Origin of the sequence: Pseudomonas sp. Sample_22 (assembly GCF_004307635.1) — a bacterium.
Lineage (GTDB): Bacteria > Pseudomonadota > Gammaproteobacteria > Pseudomonadales > Pseudomonadaceae > Aquipseudomonas.
Window position 1 is genome coordinate 1 of sequence record NZ_RCNY01000077.1, and the last position, 16,849, is coordinate 16,849.

The window sequence follows — 16,849 nt, forward strand, 5'->3', positions numbered from 1 at the left end:
GTGATAGCGGGGGCGGATACGGCGACGATCATCAACGGGATGCTCAATGATCATTCGTTGAAGGTGGATACGGTGTGACCTGAAATGTGGGAGTAAGTCTGCTCGCGATTGCGGTTGATCAGTCGACATCATGGTTGAATGAACCATCGCATTCGCGGGCGAGCCCCCAGGGTTATCCAGTATTCACGACACGTGTGCACGACGCGAATCCTTGTGGGAGCGTGGCTTGCCCGCGATGAACGATTGCTCGGTCTACGGGTAACACTCACATCGGTTCCGGCGGCCCGATCAGCCTGCCCATCACCCCGAACACCCCCAACTCCCTGATCGCATCCAGCTCTCCCTGGGTCTCGACCATCTCCGCAATCAATGGCAGGTCAATGCTGTTGGTCGCCCGGTAGATCGCTTCGATAAACAGCCGTTTATCGCGCTGCTCATCAATGTGTCGGATATAGGCGCCGTCGATTTTCAGGTAGGCCAGGCCCAGTTGGGTCAAGTTGCCAATCTGGCTGAAGCTGCCACCGAAATGTTGCAGGCCAATGCGGTAGCCCGTATCGAGCAGGCTATGACTCAGTCGTTGAAGTTCGTCGGGAGGCGGCAGTTGGCGTTCGTCGATTTCCAGGGTCAGCAGCGGAGCCAGTTCCGGGAGGGATTCGAGCATGTCGAAGATCAGATCCAGTTGAGTCTGATCGCGCAAAGTGGCGCCGGACAAACTCAACGCGAGCGGCCAGCGATTGATGGCAAGGTAGTCGAAGGTCGCTTCGAGCATCGCCAGGTCGAACCTTGCCGACCAGCCGAAACGCTCGATCCATGGCAAAAACTGTCCGGCAGCGATCGCCTGGCCGTGCGGGTCGAGCAGGCGGGCGAGGACTTTGTGATGCAGCACCTCACTGGTGTCCGCGCATTGCACCACCGGTTGAAAGTACAGCTGCAATTTACCCTGGTTCAGGGCGTCATCGATCCAGCTGCGCCAGTCGGGAGGGGATTGTTTCAGGGTGATTTCGCTGCGATTGGCAAGCGCCCAGGGTCGCTCGGGATGTTGGCGTGCCTCAGTCAGCGCCTGATCGAGACGTAACAGCACATCGGTGGCGGCTTCGCCGGGGCGGTAAGCTACGATGCCCAAATGGGCGACAGGCATGCAATCGCTGGCACCGGTCAGGCGCAGGTTTTCCAGGGTGGCACTGATCTCGGCGGCCAGGCGCGTGGCATCCTCGGTTCCCAGGCCCGGCGACAGCAGGCTGAACTCGCCGCCGCGATTGCGTGCAGCCAGCCAGGTGCGTCGCTGCGGCAGGCGGGTCAGGCGTTTGAGCAGTTCTCCGACCGCGCCGATCAAGGCATCGGTGCGCTGACCACCCAGGCGTTGGTTGAGGCCATTGAGATCGTTGAGCCGCAACATCAACAAATGCCCCTCACAGCTTTGTTCGCAGACTAACAAATGGTCAGCCAATTGCTCGTCCAGCAAACGCCGATTGGCCAGCCCGGTCTGGCTGTCCTGATAAGACTCGCGGCGCAGCTTTTCACTGCGCGCGGCCTCTTCGCCGAATAACGCCTTGAGCTTCTCGACCATCTGGTTCATCGCCAGCACCACGCGTTTGAGTTCCGGCGTGCGTGGCAGCTTCGGCAGGCTCAAGAACTCGCGTTTACTGATGGCTTCGGCCTGCCGGACCATGTTGTCGAGGGGACGAAGTTGCCGGCGCAACAGCCAGCCACCGAGTACGGCACTGAGCAGTCCGCACACCAGCAACCAGATCAGGCTGCCCAGGGCGCTGTCCCAGAGTTTGGCCAGGGCGAACTGCGGGTTGCTCAGCACTTCGACCCGCGCCACTTGCTGCCAGCCGCGCATGATCAGCGCATCGCCGCCTTCATGACGCAGATTGACCAGGCTGACGAACCAGCCAGGCACACCCTTGACCTGCGCCTCAGCGCTGCGCTCTATCAACACTTGCTGGTTATCGATGCTGATGATGCGGATGCTGCTGAAATAGCCACTGTCGAAAATCGAACTGACCATCAACTCCATCATCGCCGGGTCATCGACTTGAGCGGTCAGTGACAACCCCAAGGCAGTGGCGGCATCCTGGGCGTGGGCGCGCAATTGTCCGAGGGTCTGTTTGCGGGAGCTTTCCAGGCCGACAAAAAAACTGCCGCTGAACGCCACCAGCAAGAACAGGCAGATAGCGAGGAACAGTTGATTGCGCAGTTTCATGAAACGCTCCTTGCTGTGGCGGCTAGCCTTCGCCCACGGTGAACCCTTCGGTTTGCATCTTTTGCAGAACGTCTTGCCAGCGCGACAGTTTTTTCGAATCGCTGCTGCGTTGGCCGCCGTTTTTGCCCGGCAGATAAAGGCCCTCGGCATTGAATGCATATACCGGAAGCAGGTCTTTGCGTTGCGAGGCGGGGCGTATGTCGCCGATCAAGTTGTCCAGCACAAGTGGGTCCGCGGCGGGGCTGCTGTAGAACGTCAGCACCATGTGTGCCTGGTTCTGGGTCAAAGCCTTGACGTAAGTGATGCGCAGTTTTTCGCTGGGAATACCGAGCTGGCGCAGGCTGAAATACTTCGCCAGCGCGTAGTCTTCGCAATCGGCGGCGCCCTTGATCAGGGCTTCGACGGGAGTGGCCCAGTAATCGGTCTGCCGCCAGATGCGTGTGTCGTCCTGAAAATTCAGTTGTTGATTGAAAAAGCGATTGACCGCGTTCAACTGCTCGCGCTCTGGTGCGTCGCGTTCGCCCTGCAGCATTTGACTCCAGGCCTCGATTCGCCCACGGGCCGGGCCGAGGGCGCCGTAGCGTTTTTCGGCATTCTGCAGGACCTGTGCAAAATCCCAGTCAGCCTGGACGCTGCTCAGCCCGGCCAGCAGCAAAGCACCCAGCAACAGCCATCCGCCGAACCGAAGTCGGGGCGTTGGCCATCCTGGACTACGCGGACCGCGGGGCATGTCGGGCTGCTCGGATGCAGATTGATGAAGTCTAGGTGGTGTTTATTGAAAGGTGGGGTTGGTCGTCGGGGGATGGTTTCGTTGGGGAGCCAGCCTGCTGGCGAGGGCGGCTTGCCAGCCGACCAATTTCTAATAGATGTACTCGATCCCTGTGGGAGCTGGCTTGCCAGCGATGGCGGCCCGCCAGCCAACCGATCTTCTCTGGATGTACCTCAGCCCCTGGTGGGAGCCAGCCCTGCTGGCGAAAAATGCCCAGACGCCGCGTTCATCCAGACAGTGCACTTTATCGTTAACGACCATCGCCAGCAGGCTGGCTCCCACAGCAAAGGCACGCTCCCAACCAGTCTGGCCGGCCGGTAGGCCGCCTCGCTCTTGATTTGGCTTTTGATTTTCTTGCCCCCTCGAGAGGCCGAGCGGAGGTTCTGCGCAGTGGGCAACCCGGCATGGATGCCGGGTTAGCCGCCCCCGGCCATGGATGGCCGATGGCGGCGGGCCCACGGAGCAGGACCGGAGCGAGGGTATGCCGAGCCACAGCGAGGCACCGAACGAAAGGGGCAAGAGCGCTTTGGTTACTTTCGCGCTTCTCGAAAGTGACCCGCCGTAAGGGCGGAACCATAAGCGGCCGTTACCGCAGCAATGGATATGTACACCACCACACCACCCCAAAAACTCAAAACTTGCGCAAAGTCTTCTGCCGAACAATATAAATCGTCACCAGCACCGCACTGGTCAGCATGAACCCCCGCGCCCAAGGCATCGGCACCAGATAGCAGGAAAACAGAATGCTCACCCACATCAACCCAATGGCGTAGACCTTACCCTTGAGCGGAATGCCATTACCTTCGAGGTAGTCACGAATCCACGGTCCAAGCCGCGGATGATCGACCAGCCATTGATAGAAGCGCGGCGAGCTGCGGGCGAAACAGGCAGCCGCCAGCAGCAGGAAAGGGGTGGTGGGCAACACCGGCAGGAAAATCCCGATCACCCCCAACGCTACGCTCAGCCAGCCGATAGCCAGCAGCACGTAGCGCAACATCAGGGAGCGGTTGCCTATGGGGTTGTCCATAGGCAGAACCTTAGTGGTGACGTGGCTTGAGGATCGCCGGTTTTTCGTCTGGTGCGTTGCACAGCAGGTACAGCGCAGTCAGGGCCTCCGGGATTTGCACGATCATGTCGTCCATCAGGTTGGCATCGGCGGCAATGTCGGAGAACTCCGGTTGCTCGTCGAACAGGCCCGAACCGACCATGATCGGCAGCAGCATTTCGCTGACTTCGTCTTCGGCGGTTTCAAACCAGGCTTCTTCGCGAAGGAACACGCCTTCCATGAAACCGATGCACCAGCCGCGCAGTTCGGAATCGTCAGGGTCTTCGCCCAGGTCCAGGTCGCACGGCAACTCGAATTCTTCGTCGGAGGCCAATTGGCGAGCGATGTGGGCCTTGAGGCCGATCAGGGTGGCTTCGATCTCTTCGCGTTGAGCTTCGCTGCTGTAATGCGGCTCTTCGGCAAAAAGTGCATCGATCCATTCACGATCGGGAACGACTTCGGAACAGATCGACAGCGCGGTGAGGTAGCCGTGGGCGGCCACGTAGTCCAGCGCCTCGTCATGCAGTTCATCGGCGTCGAGGAAGACTTGCAGGCGGGTTAGTTGCTCAGCGAAGGACATTAAAGGACTACCTTGGGGAATGTTCGATGCGGGAATTCTAGGCCTTCTTGCGCGCTTGAGCCAGCCGCGCAGCATATTTGCACCACCTTCCCCAGCGGTGCCCTTTGCCGGACGGTGCTCGGGTATACTCGCGCGTTTTGTGATGCCCTGCTGGCTTCACGGCTGAAATGTGAAGCGTCATGCAACGCGCACTTACGATTTGTCTGTGCAGCGTCGCGGGTTCTGAACCAGCCTTGCAGGGATGTTTCGGTGATTTTTGGAGTTTCTATGCTCGATCAGGCTCAACGCGTCCTCAAGGACATCTTCGGTTACGACAGTTTCCGTGGCCGTCAGGGTGCAATCATTGAGCGCGTAGCCAGTGGCGGTGATGCCCTGGTGCTGATGCCTACCGGTGGCGGTAAATCCTTGTGCTTTCAGGTTCCGGCGCTGCTGCGCGAAGGCCTGGCGGTGGTGGTGTCGCCGCTGATTGCGTTGATGGACGATCAAGTGGCGACCCTCGAAGAGCTCGGTGTGGCCGCCGCAGCGCTCAACTCCACCCTCAGCGCCGAACAACAGCGCGACCTGGCGGCACGGATCAAGCGCGGTGAAGTGAAAATGCTTTACCTCGCCCCGGAGCGGCTGGTTCAACCGCGCATGCTGAACTTCCTGCAGGGGCTGAACATCGCCCTGTTCGCCATTGACGAAGCGCATTGCGTGTCGCAATGGGGGCATGATTTCCGTCCGGAATACCTGCAACTGGGGCAGTTGGCGGAAATGTTCCCCGACGTGCCGCGCATCGCCCTGACTGCCACCGCCGACAAGCGCACCCGGGAAGAAATCGTCACCCGCCTGCACTTGCAAAATGCCGAACGCTTTCTGTCGAGTTTCGACCGCCCGAACATTTTTTATCGCATCGTGCCCAAGGAACAGCCGCGCAAGCAGTTGCTGGCGTTCCTCGCCGAGCGACGCAGCGATGCAGGCATCGTTTACTGCCTGTCACGGAAAAAAGTCGAAGAAGTGGCCGCGTTCCTCAGCGAACAGGGTTTTCCTGCGCTGCCTTACCACGCCGGCCTGCCCAACGATCTGCGCGCCTATCACCAGAAACGCTTCCTCAACGAGGAAGGCCTGATCATGGTCGCCACCGTGGCGTTCGGCATGGGCATCGACAAGCCCAACGTGCGGTTCGTCGCGCACCTGGACTTGCCGAAATCCCTTGAAGCCTACTATCAGGAAACCGGCCGCGGCGGCCGTGACGGCTTGCCGGCCGATGCCTGGATGGCCTACGGCTTGCAAGACGTAGTGATGCTCAAGCAGATGCTGCAGAACTCCGAAGGCGACGAACGCCACAAGCGTCTGGAGCAGCACAAGCTCGATGCCATGCTGTCGCTGTGCGAAGAAACCCGCTGCCGCCGGCAGACCTTGCTGGCCTACTTCGATGAAGACATGCCCGAGCCATGCGGCCATTGCGACAACTGCGTCGACGGCGTGCAGACCTGGGATGCCACCGAGCCGGCGCGTCAGGCGCTCTCGGCGATCTACCGCACCGGCCAGCGGTATGGCGTCGGGCATCTGGTGGATGTCCTGCTCGGCAAGGACAACGAAAAGGTCCGCAGCTTCGGCCACCAGCACCTGTCGGTGTTCGGTGTCGGCAAGGCGCGGGCCGAAGGCGAGTGGCGCTCGCTGTTCCGTCAGTTGGTGGCTCGAGGTCTGGCCGATGTCGACCACGAAGGCTACGGCGGACTGCGCCTGAGCGACACCTGCCGGCCGTTGCTCAAAGGTGAAGTGACCCTGGAACTGCGCCGCGACCTGAAGGCGCAGACCACCGTCAAAAGCAGCAAGAGCCAGGCGAGCCAATTGGTGCGCGGCGAAGAGCGCGAGCAGTGGGAAGCCTTGCGTGCCCTGCGGCGTAAACTCGCCGAGGAACATGGCGTGCCGCCGTACGTTATCTTCCCCGACTCGACCTTGCTGGAAATGCTGCGCAGCCAGCCAACCTCGCTGGCGCAGATGGCCACGGTCAGCGGCGTCGGTGCGCGCAAGCTGGAACGTTACGGCGAGGCCTTCCTCGAAGTGCTCGGCGGCCAGGCCGAGGCGCCGAAGGTGGTGGCCGATGTACGCCATGAGCTGATCACGTTGGCCCGCGCGGGCATGACCCCCGTGCAGATCGCGGGGCAACTGCAGTGCTCGGAAAAGAACGTCTACACCATGCTCGCCGAGGCGATTGGCAAACAGCAGTTGTCGCTGGAACAGGCGCTGGATCTTCCCGAAGACTTGATGGGCGAAGTTCAGGACGCTTTCCTCGACGGTGAAGGTGAGTTGCCACCCGTGTCGCAGATTTCTGAATTGTTCGCAGGCCGAGTACCCGAAGGAGTGTTGTATTGCGTTCGTGCCGCGTTGCAGTCGGAATTTGAGATTTGAGACATTGGTTTACTGATGTAACGATTCAGTACAGAACAAGCCTTGCCTCCAGCCAAGGCTCATGCTTAGCTGACTAATAATTAGTTTTTCTCTATTTCAGTCTAATCATGAGTGTTTTATGTCGTTAACCGATCAACACCGCTTTGGCATGCAACTGGCCCAGATGTCTCGCGGCTGGCGTGCCGAACTGGACCGCCGCCTGGCCGGTCTGGGCTTGTCTCAGGCGCGCTGGCTGGTGCTTTTGCACCTGGCTCGCTTCGAACAGGCTCCGACCCAGCGTGAACTGGCACAGAGTGTGGGCGTAGAAGGACCTACCCTGGCACGCTTGCTCGATAGCCTGGAGAGCCAAGGGCTGGTTCAGCGTCAATCGGTGCTGGAAGACCGTCGGGCGAAAAAAATCGTCCTTTGCGCCCCGGCGCGTCCTCTGATCGATCAAATCGAAACCATTGCCACTCAACTGCGTCATGAGCTGTTCGAAGGCGTCGATGAGGCGGATTTAGGGGTTTGCATGCGGGTTCACGGGCACATCCTGGCCAACCTTGAAAAGTCTTGAGGCATAACCATTCGCCAGGTTTTTGAGATAGCGCGTTGAGCCGACTATAAGAACTACTGTGCAATATCGTGTTCGTACCGGATGTGCGAACGCGTGCAGATTGGTTTTAGTCAGTTAAGGGATGCTCATGCTTGAGAGTCGGCGAGTCGTTGTACGGTATTGCGCCAGGTGGTTGCTGGGCGGTGCTGCTGTCACTTGGTCGGCATTGGCGCCGGCGCTGGGCCTGGGCGATATCACCTTGCATTCGGCACTGAATCAGCCGTTACGCGCCGATATCGCCTTGGTTGATGCTGCGGGGCTGGAAGAGGACGATCTGTCCGTCAGCCTGGCAACGGCCGACGAGTACAGCCGCGCTGGCGTCGATCGGGTGTTCTTCCTCAACGATTTGAAGTTCACGCCGATCCTGCGCGGCAAGCGCAATGTAATCCGGGTGACCTCCAGCAAACCGGTCAATGAACCCTTCCTGAATTTTCTTGTGCAGCTCAATCAGCCCAATGGTCGTTTGCTGCGCGAGTACACCGTGCTGATCGATCCTCCGGGCACGCCGGGAATCGTCCCGGTCGATGATGAACCGCAGACCGATCGCGGCTCTTCCGCGTTTCCGAGTGTCCAGCCCGCTACCCCGGCCGTACCCGCACGCCAGGAGCCGAAGCCCAAACCGGCCACCGTCCCGGTCACCGACCCACTTGCCGAGCAACTGGCCGCCAGCGTACTGCAAGTCCAGCAGTTGCAAGCCACCATCGAAGAACTCAATGCAAAGCTGCAAGCACAGGTGGAGCAGATTGCCGGCGAGAAAAAACAGGTGATCGAGCTTCAGACCCGATTGGCGGAGGCTCAAAGCGCAACTGCGGAGCCAGTGACGCCCGCTGTGGTAGCGCCAGCGCCGATCGTCGCTGAACAACCGACAACCAATTGGCTGTTGATTGGCGGTTTGCTCACGCTGGCAGGGTTACTGTTGTTGGCTTGGTTTGTGCGACGAAGACAGCAGTCGATGTCTGCCCAACCCGCTACTTCACCACCGCAGCAGGCGGTACCGGGTCGGCTCGAAGAACCGCTGATCACGACATCTGCGGTTGCAGCGGTCTCAGCAAACAGTGATGAACTGCCTGTCAGCGATGTATTCGAAGAGGTTGCGGTTTATCTGGCCTATGGTCGATTTACCGAGGCTGTCGGCTTGTTGCGAGAGGCCATGGACAAGGAGCCGGAGCGTACAGATCTTGCCGTGCAATTGCTGGAAGTGCTCGGCAAACAGGGCGATGCGTCTGCCTACGATGCGCTGGACGCCAAACTGCGAAACGCCGGGTTCGACGAACAGAAACTCATGGATATCCGTGCTCGCCATCCGAAATTGAACCCCATTGCAGCGGTTCCGGTAATGACGGCTGTTGTTACGCCCTTGGCGACGGCGCCCGGTGATGAGTCTCAGTTGAAAGCGGATGACCTGGTGATAGATACAAATTGGGACTTGCTCGAGCTCGTGGACACGGATACGCCGAACGCGCTTTCGGCAAGCGAACTGGATTTGCCGGAACCCGAAATCGAATGGGAAATCGAATCCGCCTCCCGGTCCCTTGACGACAGCTTTCTCGACGAGTTCCGCGAGCCAAGCCCTTCGCTGGAGCTTGAGCCGATCAACCTCGAACCGGTCGAACCCAGCAATGCCGGAAAACTGGAGCAGGCCCAGACCTGTATCGATGACGGCGATCTGGACAGTGCCATCGCATTGCTCAACGAATTACTCAGAGACGCCGAGGAGCCGCTGAAACGGACGGCCCGCACTCTATTGGCCGGTATTCGTTGATCTTTCAGCAAGCAGTGAAGGTGCTTATGATGACGACGCCCTCTGGTTGAGAGATCTGCCTGTCATGACCGTTAGCAAACCCGAAATCATCATCACCTACTGCACTCAATGCCAGTGGTTGTTGCGAGCCGCCTGGCTGGCACAGGAACTGCTCAGTACTTTTGGCGATGACCTGGGCAAAGTGTCCCTGGTGCCTGGAACGGGCGGGGTGTTTCATGTCTTTTGCGACGATGTACAGATCTGGGAGCGCAAGACTGACGGTGGTTTCCCCGAGGCCAAGGTTCTCAAGCAGCGGGTCCGCGACCGGATTGATCCGGGCCGCGACCTGGGGCATAACGACCGCACTCAGTGAGACGCGGCTTCTGCCGCGACGGCTTTGCTGCTTGAACCGCCGGAGAGCCTGCTGGACACCACGATGGCGACAATGATCAGCGCACCGCCGAGCAGCATGCGCAGGGTCGGGTTTTCATTGAACAACAGCCAGGCCATGGTGATGCCGTAAACCGGCTCCAGGGCAAAGACCACCGCAGCGGTCCGCGCCTTGATCACCGCCAGGCTGGCGACAAACAGGCTGTGGGCGACACCGGTGCAGAACACCCCGAGCAGGCCGATCCACAACCAATCGATGGCGCGCACTTCGCTTAAATGCGGTGCTGCCACTGGCAGCAGGCACAAGCCGACCACCACGTTCTGACACAACGCTGCCTGCACCGGCGGGATGCGTGCCGAGCTGGCGCGATTGGTCAGCGACAAGAGGGAGAACAGTAATCCGGAAAGCACCGACCACAACAGGCCCGTGGTGGCACCGCTGGCCAGATCGAATTCAGGCGTGACCAGCACCAACCCGACGCTGACCAACGCCACCAGCACAATTTCATTGGCGCGGATCCGCTCGCGGAAAATCAGCCCTTCGAGGATCACGGTGAAGGCCGGGAAACTGGCAAAGCCCAGGGTCGCGATGGCCACGCCAGCGACTTTCACCGAAATGAAGAAACTCACCCAGTGCCCGGTCAATAACAGGCCGCTGAGCAACAGTCGGCGCAAGTCCATGGCCTCGAGTCGTTGCCAACGGGTATTGCTGGCAAATCGGGCGAAGAATGCCAGCGCCAATACCGCGAACGCAGCGCGGCCGAAGACGATGACGGCCGGTGACGCGGCGGCGAGTTTGCCGAACACGCCGGTCAGGCCGAACATCAGAGCGCCAATGTGCAGGGCGCCAAGGGCGGTACGGGGAGTCATGACAATCCTTGGTAAACGTAGGGACCGGGTCATTTAACCGCGTCCGCTGCTGCGGTGTCTGTCGCCAGACTCGCGTTATTTGTCGCCAGCCTCGCGCCGCAGCTTGCCTGGCGAGGAGCCGAACTCGCGCAACACCGCAGCAGCAAAGGCACTCTGGGAGCTGTAGCCGACGCGACTGGCAATCTCACCGATGGGCAGGGCCGAGCTGCGCAGCAACGCGACGGCCTTGTGCAGGCGTCGGCTGCGAATGTAGTCCATCGGTGTCTGACCGCATTCGGCGACGAACCGCGCATGCAAGCGGGCGCTGGACAGGCCGGCCACGCGCGCCAGGTCGGCGACTTGCAGCGGGTAGGCGGCGTACTGGTCAATGTGGGCATTCAGCGCAGCGTACGGCAGGCGTCGACCGCCGACAGTGTCCGGCCTGGCGTTGTTGAGACTGGCCAACAGCAACACCGCGCCTTGTTGCGCGATCAGCGGATCATTCACCTGACTGTTGGCCAACCAACTGACCAACTGGCTTTGCCCGGCATCCAGCGATAAGCGGCCGGCGTTGTCGAGCAAGCGACGACTGGCGTCGGCATGCTCGCCCAGGGACTGGCCAATCCATTGATCGTCGGGCACGTCCAGTACCAGGCAACGGCTGCCATTGGGACTACCGCAGGCGTGATGAAACCCGGACGGGATGACCACGAAGCTTTGCTGGACCACCTGGCTACCGCGCCCGTCGACTTCGAAATCCAGTGCGCCCGACAACCCGAACACCAGTTGCGCGTGTTCGTGGCTGTGGACGATCAGGTCTTCGGTGTATTGGCGCAGGGTGAGGATCGGTCTCATCGCGGGTCTCCCGGTTCTGGGCGCCAGTCTACACCGGCGTGGCTCTGGCGCGCTGTCACAAGACTGACTTGCGGTTGTCATGGGCCATTAACCCGAACGGCGCAAGCTTGCCAAAACTTGTCCTGAGGGTTGCCCATGACCAGCGCCGAGCTCGCCAAACCCAGCCGTAAGCAACGTGTGCGGACCTTGTGGATTTCCGACGTGCATCTGGGCACGCGCGATTGCCAAGCCGAGCACTTGTCACAGTTTCTCAAGGGCTATCACGCGGACAGGATTTACCTGGTGGGCGACATCATCGACGGCTGGAAACTGCGTGGCGGCATGTATTGGCCCCAGGCGCACACCAATGTGATCCGACGCCTGCTGACCATGAGCAAGCGCGGTACCGAGGTGATCTACATCACCGGCAACCACGATGAATTCCTGCGTCGCTACTCGAAGTTGATCCTGGGCAACATTCAATTAGTGGACGAAGCGGTGCATGTGACGGCGGATGGCCGTCATCTGCTGGTGATCCACGGCGACCAGTTCGACGTGATTACCCGCTACCACCGCTGGCTGGCCTTTCTTGGTGACTCGGCCTACGAATTCACCCTGACCCTCAACCGCTGGCTCAACCACTGGCGCGCGCGTTATGGCTACGGCTATTGGTCGCTGTCGGCGTATCTCAAGCACAAAGTGAAAACCGCCGTCAGTTTCATCAGCGACTTCGAGGAAGCCATCGCCCATGAATGCGTCAAGCGTGAGCTGCATGGCGTGGTGTGCGGGCACATTCACCATGCCGAGATCCGCAAGGTCGGCGAGGTGGATTACCTCAATTGCGGCGATTGGGTGGAGTCGTGCACGGCGTTGATCGAGCATTGGGACGGCACGATCGAGTTGTATCGCCTGGCCGATGCCCAGGCGCGGGAGGCGCAGTTGAAGGCTGCGAAGGTGGCGGAGCTGGCATGAGGTTGCCATCGCCAGCAAGCTCGCAGTGATTGATGTTGAATACAGAGTTTGTGGTCGATACAGAACCCTGTGGGAGCGGGCTTGCCCGCGATGGGCCGCAAAGCTGCCCCGCTGGATCGATCAGGCTGGCGAATGCTCTTGCATCGCCGCCTTGTAGATCGAGTTCTTCGGCTGCGCAAACAGCCGCTCCATCATCGGCTCGAAAAAGCTCAACGGCAAAGTGTCGTAAGCCGGATCGAACGCCGCCGCATCGTACTTGGCACAAAACTCGATGGTCGCCTGATATTGCGGATGCTCTTTGTATTGCTCACGCAAATGCCGGTCCATGCCCAGGTGATGGAAGAAGTAATAGCCCTGGAAAATCCCGTGCTTCTCCACCATCCACAGATTCTCGGCGCTGACAAATGGCTTGAGGATCGCCGCCGCTATATCCGGGTGGTTGTAGGAACCCAGGGTGTCACCGATGTCGTGGAGCAGGGCGCAGACCACATATTCTTCATCGCGGCCATCACGCCAGGCGCGGGTAGCGGTTTGCAGGGAGTGGGTCAGGCGATCTACCGGAAAACCGCCAAAATCACCTTCGAGCAACTTCAGGTGCGCCGCGATACGGGACGGCAATTGGCGGGCGTAGGCGCTGAAGTCCGCGGCGATGATCGCCCAGTCTTCCTGCGTACCGTCTTTCATGTGGGTGAAGCGAGCGTTGACGTTCATTGGCAATCCTCGGGTGACCTAGAACGGTACGCGTCCCAGAATCATGTCGCGATACATGACGAAATCACCGAGCAGGCTGTAGAAGGGGTGCTGAAAGGTTGCAGGACGATTCTTCTCGAAGAAGAAATGCCCAACCCATGCAAAGGAGTATCCCGCCAGCGGCAAGGCCCACAACAACATCCAGGCGCCTCGGCCGATGGTCAGCGCCAGAATGAAAATGACCAGTGTCGTACCGATAAAGTGCAATCGTCGACAGGTACTGTTGCTGTGCTCGCTGAGGTAATACGGATAGAACTCAGCAAAGCTGTTGAAACGCTTGATGTTTTCCACGACTGCAATCTCTGTGGTTATTGTTCTGGCTGCAAGTTGTTCTGCGGGTAGCTTATTTGAGTCTAGAGTGATCATTGGCATCAGCCAGTGACAATGGGCGCCACTTTAGTATCCTTCGGAAATTGGCCGTAGCATGCGGCTCATCATGTAAGACACGGACATGAGCGAAAGAACGACTTCTGCAAGCTGGGCGATGGGGATTGTCAAAGCACTGGAAATGGACGGCCTGGATTGCCGGGTATTGTTCAAACAGCTGGGGCTCGACTATGCGGCTCTGGATGATCCGGATGCACGCTTCCCGCAAGACTCCATGACACGACTCTGGCAACGCGCGGTTGAGCTGTCCGGCAACCCGGCGATTGGCCTGAACATGGGCAAAGTGGTGCGACCGGCGCAGTTCCATGTGACCGGTTACGCCTTGATGTCCAGCCAGACCCTGGCCGATGGTTTCCGGCGACTGGTGCGTTACCAGCGGATCATCGCCGAAAGCGCTGACTTGAGTTTCCGGCTGCTGGAGGAGGGATATGCGCTGATTTTGACAGTGCACGGCGATCATCTGCCGCCGACCCGCCAGAGTGCCGAAGCCTCGCTGGCGTGTGCCCTGGCACTGTGCGGCTGGCTGACCGGGCGCACGTTGCAACCGCGCAAGGTGTTGCTGCAGGGCGATCTCCCCGTCGATGTTGAACCCTACAAACAAGTCTTCCATGCACCATTGGTGTTCAACGCACAATACGATGCGCTGATTTTCGAACGTGCAGACATGGAAGCGCCCCTACCGACGGCCAACGAAGCCATGGCGCTGCTGCATGACCGGTTTGCCGGTGAGTACCTGGCGCGGTTTTCCGAGAGTCGTGTCACTCACAAGGCACGGCAGGTGCTGTGCCGTTTGCTGCCCCAGGGTGAGCCCAAGCGTGATGCCGTGGCACAGACGCTGCATCTGTCGCAACGCACCTTGCAGCGACGCTTGCAGGAAGAGGGCACGAGTTTCCAGACGTTGCTCGACGACACCCGGCGCGAACTGGCGGAGCAATACCTGGCGCAACCCACCATGACCTTGCTGGAGATCGCTTACTTGCTGGGGTTCGCCGACCCGAGCAACTTCTTCCGCGCTTTCCGCCGCTGGTTCGACACCACGCCCGGCGAGTACCGGACGCGGCTGCTGAACGCGCCACCCGTGGTCAATGGCGCCAGAACGCCGGAATACACAACACAAACACCGTAATGATCTCCAGCCGGCCAAGGAGCATGCCGAACGAGAGAATCCACTTGGCGGCGTCCGGCAGGGTGGCGAAGTTGCCCGCCGGGCCAATGGTCTCGCCCAGTCCCGGACCAACGCCGGACACCGTGGCGGCCGCGCCGGTGAGGGCGGTCATCCAGTCGACGCCGAGCAGCGACAACAGCAGCGCGATCACGCAGATGGTAATGGCGAAGAAGAACGAAAAGGTCAGGATCGAACGCACGATCTCTTCGTCGAGCCGGTGACCGTTGTACTTCTGCTTGATCACCGCACGCGGGTGGATCAGCTGATTAAGGTTGGCCTTGAGCAGGATGTAGGCCACCTGGAAGCGGAAGATCTTGATCCCACCCGCGGTCGAGCCGGAGCAGCCGCCGACGAACCCCAGATAGAAGAACAGCATCAGCGAGAAATTGCCCCACAGGCTGTAATCCCCTAATGCGAAACCGGTGGTGGTCACCACCGATGTGACGTTCAGCGCCACATGCCGTAATGCCTCCAGCCAATGCAACTGGGTGGTCCACCAGTACCAGGTGCCGAGCACCAGCCAGGTCACCAGCAACATGCCGAGCAAGCCTCGAACCTGCTCATCCTTGATCAGTGCTTTGCGGTTACCGCGCAAGGTCGCTACATACAGGGTGAACGGCAGGGCACCAAGAATCATGATGACGATCGCCACCCAATGCACTGCTGGCTCCGGCCACTTGGCCAAAGACTGGTCGGAGGTCGAGAAACCACCGGTGGAAATCGCTGACATCGCGTGGTTGATCGCATCGAACGGGCTCATTCCGGCCCACCAGAATGCCAGGCTGCCGAGTATGGTGATGCCGACATAAGCGGCAACGATCAGCCGTGCCACCATGTGCGAACGGGGCATGACTTTTTCGGAACGGTCCGACGACTCGGTCTGGAACAGCCGCATGCCACCGATACGCAGCAACGGCAGAATCGCGACCGCCATGCCGATGAACCCGATGCCGCCGATCCAGTGCAGCAATGAACGCCACATCAGGATGCCGGGGGACATGTTGTCCAGACCCGTGAGCACCGTTGCGCCGGTGGCGGTGATGCCGGACATGCTTTCAAAGAACGAATCGGTGTAGCTGATGTGCTGGGTCAGTAAAAACGGCAGCGCGGCGAAGATACATACCACCAGCCAGCTGCTGACGGTCAGCAGGTACATGTCCCGTGGCCGCAGATGTACATGTTCCGGGCGGCCGGGGATGACCAGGGCGAGCCCCCCGACGAAGGTGATCATGCTGGCCCAGAGAAACGACGGCAGGTCGCCTGTGCGCTCGAAGATCACCAGCGTGGCCATGGGCACGACCATGGCGATGGCCAGGGTGATCAGGAAGATGCCGATGATGAAACCAATGAGACGTAAGGTCGGCAACGCCATGAAGTCCGCTCGGGCTGAAATAGGGAAGGGCGCCATTCTACCTGCGGGACAGGGCATGTAAACCGCACCGCCAGAGTAGTTACCGCTAGAATAGCCGCACAATTTTTTCTGGAGGTGGCCGATGCAGGCTCTCGACGCTTTGCTCAACCGTGTTTCCGTTCCACGATTGCTAGATCCGGCACCGACTGCCGAGCAGCGCGAAGTGCTGTTCGCCGCGGCCATGCGCGCCCCGGATCACGGCCACTTGCAGCCTTGGCGGTTTCTTACGGTAGAAGGCGCGGCGCGCGAGCAAATGGGCGAGTTGCTGGCTGAAGCCGCCAGGCTGCAGGACGGCGAAGTGACCCAAGCCGCCATCGACAAGGCTCGTAACGGTCCGTTGCGTGCACCTTTGGTGGTTGTGGTGATCGCTCGCGTGCAGGATCACGTCAAGTATCCGAAGTCCGAGCAATTGCTGGCGGCGGGGTGCGCCGCCCACGGGATCTTGCTGGCGGCCTATGCGCAAGGCATCGGCGCGGTGTGGCGTACCGGTGATCTGGCCTACTCGCCTCATGTGGCCAAAGGTTTGGGGTTGACGGAAGGCGAAGAGGTGATCGCCTTCCTGTACCTGGGCACGCCGCAGAAAGAACCGCGGGTGGCGGAGAAGGTCGATCTGGCCGAATTCGTTAGCGCCTGGCCAGCTGGTTAAAGATCGTTCCCACGCTCTGCGTGGGAATACAGCCCGGGACGCTCTGCGTCCCATTGGAACGCGGAGCGTCCCTTGAGGCATTCCCACGCAGAGCGTAGGAACGATCATCAAGGTCGAT

General features: G+C 60.1%; 16 protein-coding genes. 7 read left to right on the forward strand and 9 right to left on the reverse strand.

The features are described 5' to 3' along the window. Nucleotides 1-265: 265 nt before the first annotated feature. From lapD to D8U73_RS19650, 4 genes are all read right to left on the reverse strand, one after another. Nucleotides 266-2,206, reverse strand: a complete 1,941-nt coding sequence (gene lapD, locus D8U73_RS19630; protein ID WP_130905481.1) for a cyclic di-GMP receptor LapD — start codon at nucleotides 2,204-2,206, stop codon at nucleotides 266-268. Between the two features lie 22 nt (nucleotides 2,207-2,228). After that, entirely contained in the window at nucleotides 2,229-2,936 is a 708-nt protein-coding gene (lapG, locus tag D8U73_RS19635; protein WP_130905482.1) for a cysteine protease LapG, read from the reverse strand. A gap of 670 nt (nucleotides 2,937-3,606) precedes the next feature. Next, nucleotides 3,607-4,002, reverse strand: a complete 396-nt coding sequence (locus D8U73_RS19645; RefSeq protein ID WP_056853072.1) for a YbaN family protein — start codon at nucleotides 4,000-4,002, stop codon at nucleotides 3,607-3,609. 10 nt (nucleotides 4,003-4,012) lie between these two features. Next, nucleotides 4,013-4,600 carry a YecA family protein gene (locus D8U73_RS19650; RefSeq protein WP_056853071.1) on the reverse strand — a complete coding sequence of 196 codons (588 nt, stop codon included), beginning with the start codon at nucleotides 4,598-4,600 and terminating at the stop codon, nucleotides 4,013-4,015. Between the two features lie 267 nt (nucleotides 4,601-4,867). On the opposite strand from D8U73_RS19650, the gene recQ reads away from it, so the two are divergent. From recQ to D8U73_RS19670, 4 genes are all read left to right on the forward strand, one after another. Next, on the forward strand, nucleotides 4,868-6,994 hold the full coding sequence (gene recQ, locus D8U73_RS19655) for a DNA helicase RecQ (RefSeq protein WP_056853070.1): 2,127 nt from the start codon (nucleotides 4,868-4,870) through the stop codon (nucleotides 6,992-6,994). A gap of 118 nt (nucleotides 6,995-7,112) precedes the next feature. Beyond that, entirely contained in the window at nucleotides 7,113-7,547 is a 435-nt protein-coding gene (locus D8U73_RS19660; RefSeq protein ID WP_056853069.1) for a MarR family transcriptional regulator, read from the forward strand. Nucleotides 7,548-7,674: 127 nt separating this feature from the next. Further along, complete coding sequence (locus D8U73_RS19665) at nucleotides 7,675-9,348, forward strand: FimV/HubP family polar landmark protein (RefSeq protein WP_130905484.1); 1,674 nt, start codon at nucleotides 7,675-7,677, stop codon at nucleotides 9,346-9,348. Between the two features lie 64 nt (nucleotides 9,349-9,412). Beyond that, complete coding sequence (locus tag D8U73_RS19670) at nucleotides 9,413-9,700, forward strand: SelT/SelW/SelH family protein (protein ID WP_056853067.1); 288 nt, start codon at nucleotides 9,413-9,415, stop codon at nucleotides 9,698-9,700. On the opposite strand, the gene D8U73_RS19675 is transcribed toward D8U73_RS19670, so the two are convergent. Both D8U73_RS19675 and D8U73_RS19680 read right to left on the reverse strand, forming a co-directional pair. Beyond that, a complete protein-coding gene (locus D8U73_RS19675; protein WP_130905485.1) occupies nucleotides 9,694-10,587 on the reverse strand; it encodes a DMT family transporter in 894 nt (297 codons plus the stop codon). The genes D8U73_RS19670 and D8U73_RS19675 overlap by 7 nt on opposite strands. A gap of 75 nt (nucleotides 10,588-10,662) precedes the next feature. Then, a complete protein-coding gene (locus tag D8U73_RS19680) occupies nucleotides 10,663-11,421 on the reverse strand; it encodes a helix-turn-helix domain-containing protein (protein ID WP_056853065.1) in 759 nt (252 codons plus the stop codon). A gap of 135 nt (nucleotides 11,422-11,556) precedes the next feature. On the opposite strand from D8U73_RS19680, the gene D8U73_RS19685 reads away from it, so the two are divergent. Continuing rightward, on the forward strand, nucleotides 11,557-12,372 hold the full coding sequence (locus D8U73_RS19685) for a UDP-2,3-diacylglucosamine diphosphatase (protein WP_130905486.1): 816 nt from the start codon (nucleotides 11,557-11,559) through the stop codon (nucleotides 12,370-12,372). Between the two features lie 120 nt (nucleotides 12,373-12,492). Here the strand turns inward: D8U73_RS19685 and D8U73_RS19690 are convergent, their stop codons facing one another. Further along, nucleotides 12,493-13,083, reverse strand: coding sequence for an HD domain-containing protein (locus D8U73_RS19690; protein WP_056853063.1), 591 nt, complete (start codon nucleotides 13,081-13,083; stop codon nucleotides 12,493-12,495). Nucleotides 13,084-13,101: 18 nt separating this feature from the next. After that, entirely contained in the window at nucleotides 13,102-13,413 is a 312-nt protein-coding gene (locus D8U73_RS19695; RefSeq protein ID WP_056853062.1) for a DUF962 domain-containing protein, read from the reverse strand. Between the two features lie 160 nt (nucleotides 13,414-13,573). On the opposite strand from D8U73_RS19695, the gene D8U73_RS19700 reads away from it, so the two are divergent. Then, nucleotides 13,574-14,635 carry an AraC family transcriptional regulator gene (locus D8U73_RS19700; RefSeq protein WP_082557536.1) on the forward strand — a complete coding sequence of 354 codons (1,062 nt, stop codon included), beginning with the start codon at nucleotides 13,574-13,576 and terminating at the stop codon, nucleotides 14,633-14,635. Here the strand turns inward: D8U73_RS19700 and D8U73_RS19705 are convergent. Further along, nucleotides 14,592-16,046, reverse strand: coding sequence for a TrkH family potassium uptake protein (locus D8U73_RS19705; RefSeq protein WP_056853060.1), 1,455 nt, complete (start codon nucleotides 16,044-16,046; stop codon nucleotides 14,592-14,594). The two genes, D8U73_RS19700 and D8U73_RS19705, sit on opposite strands and share 44 nt — an antisense overlap. 121 nt (nucleotides 16,047-16,167) lie before the next feature. Here D8U73_RS19705 and D8U73_RS19710 point away from each other — a divergent pair, with 121 nt between their 5' ends. Beyond that, nucleotides 16,168-16,731: an NAD(P)H nitroreductase gene (locus tag D8U73_RS19710; RefSeq protein ID WP_056853059.1), complete on the forward strand. Its 564-nt coding sequence runs from the start codon at nucleotides 16,168-16,170 to the stop codon at nucleotides 16,729-16,731. Nucleotides 16,732-16,849 lie beyond the last annotated feature (118 nt).